The sequence below is a fragment of the Planomonospora parontospora genome (assembly GCA_014647935.1).
GTDB lineage: Bacteria > Actinomycetota > Actinomycetes > Streptosporangiales > Streptosporangiaceae > Planomonospora > Planomonospora parontospora.
Map to the genome: position 1 here is coordinate 1 of BMQD01000082.1, position 1,565 is coordinate 1,565.

The 1,565-nt window shown below is 66.0% G+C and carries 2 protein-coding genes; both read right to left on the minus strand.

Annotated elements, in window-relative coordinates:
- Positions 1-195: 195 nt before the first annotated feature.
- Positions 196-888, minus strand: coding sequence for a nucleotidyl transferase AbiEii/AbiGii toxin family protein (locus IEZ07_RS35195; protein ID WP_191898759.1), 693 nt, complete (start codon positions 886-888; stop codon positions 196-198).
- The gene (locus IEZ07_RS35200; RefSeq protein WP_191898760.1) at positions 872-1,219 is read right to left on the minus strand and encodes a hypothetical protein; all 348 of its coding nucleotides are present in this window, start codon (positions 1,217-1,219) and stop codon (positions 872-874) included. Before IEZ07_RS35200 ends, IEZ07_RS35195 begins: the two co-directional genes overlap by 17 nt.
- Positions 1,220-1,565: the final 346 nt, after the last annotated feature.

The following is a 1,565-nucleotide window of genomic DNA, read 5'->3' on the forward strand; positions in this document are numbered from 1 at the left end:
CCCGTCCTCAGCGGCAGAAAGCCGCCGGCCGCACCGCCCGGGTGTTCACGCCGTAAACACCACCGTTTTGCCGATACCTACTCACGCCGCGACCCCTTCCGGACGATGCCGGAACCGTCGGGGGTGTTCACGGCGTAAACACCCCGGATCTCCGGGGGCTCGGTGCATGAAGTTCTCCGCGCGTCTTCCGTTCGATCAGTCGAAGGGGTCGGCCAGGTCGTCGGTCCAGAGGGTTTCCTCCGTCATCTCGCGGCCGATCTGGTCAGCCCACTGCTGCGCCCACGATTTCATCATGGTGATCTGCTCGGAGCGCAGGCCGTACACCTCGAACTCCTCATCCGGGTAGACCGCTGCGTGATCAAGCTGATCGCGTAGATCCTCTGGATAGAAGTCCTCGTCCAGGGCCCGTCGGCCCAGTGACAGGAGTTCGGCGTTGCTGAAGTAGGCCGTCGCGCTGTAGACGTCGATCAGATCCCGTGGCAGGCCGCGATCGTGCAGGGCGCCCATTTTCAGTGCGACGGCATCCTCGAGCGCAAGGACGGGGCCGAAACTCATGACGGCCGCGGGGTGATTGAGAGGTTCCTTCAAGATGTCGATCCGGTACGCCGCCCCTGTGGGGAGGACGACCGCCAGATGACCCTTGCGGCCTTCGGCGGAGACCACCCGGGCCTCCACCCCGGCCCGTTCGTAGGCGGCTGCGAGCGCTGCGGCGATCTCCTCCACCGGCGCGGAGTCCGCGGTGGCGAAGTCGAGGTCGTCCGAGGGCCGGGACACGAGGCCGTGTGCCTTGATCGCGTAACCGCCCGCCAGAACCAGGCCGTATCGATCGCAGATCGGCAGGGCCGCGTGCATCAGCAGCGCGTGATCGCCCTCAAGCGGATCGGACAACCCCGGCCGCCAGCTCGGGGAACCTCTCCTGCCACAGGGCGCGGAGTGCACGGGGAAGCCGGAGCCGTGCCCAATCAGAACGGAGAAGGTCGGCGTTCAGCCAGTGCGTGTAGTGCTCAGCGGTGATCGCCGAGGTCAGCACTGTCATGTGGAAGAGGTAGCGCTGGTCGCGGTCCGAGAGATCGAAGCGGGTCCGCCCGGACCAGGCGAGATCAGAGGGCAGTTCGACGACGCCTCCATCCGGGCCGTCCAAGCACGACAACGAGGGCGGCATCAACCTGGCCAGCCCGGCCCATCGGGACGGCAGGGGTACGGCGGTCTGGAGACTCACCCCTTCATTCTCTCCCATGTCCGGCGGCTCGAGTAGATCGAAAGCGCGAGGAACACCGATGACGCGGGCAATGTCCGCCGGAGGCGGCCATGACGCATGTACGCGGGCGTGCTCGTCGCGCGGTCGGAGCCTGGGAAGTGTTCACGGCGTAAACACCGAAGAATGATCACTGACTCTGGGTGCGGAGGCTGGAACACGCCCCTCGTCGCGTCTCGAAGATCTCTACCAAGGCGCGACCGGCTTCTTCCTTGCTCCTCGCATGATCCGCCCATTCGCTTGCCGTGTCCGGAAACCCCGGTGGTTTCGGGACTTTAGGGTTTCCCGGTTCCGGCAACCGGGCTGCACC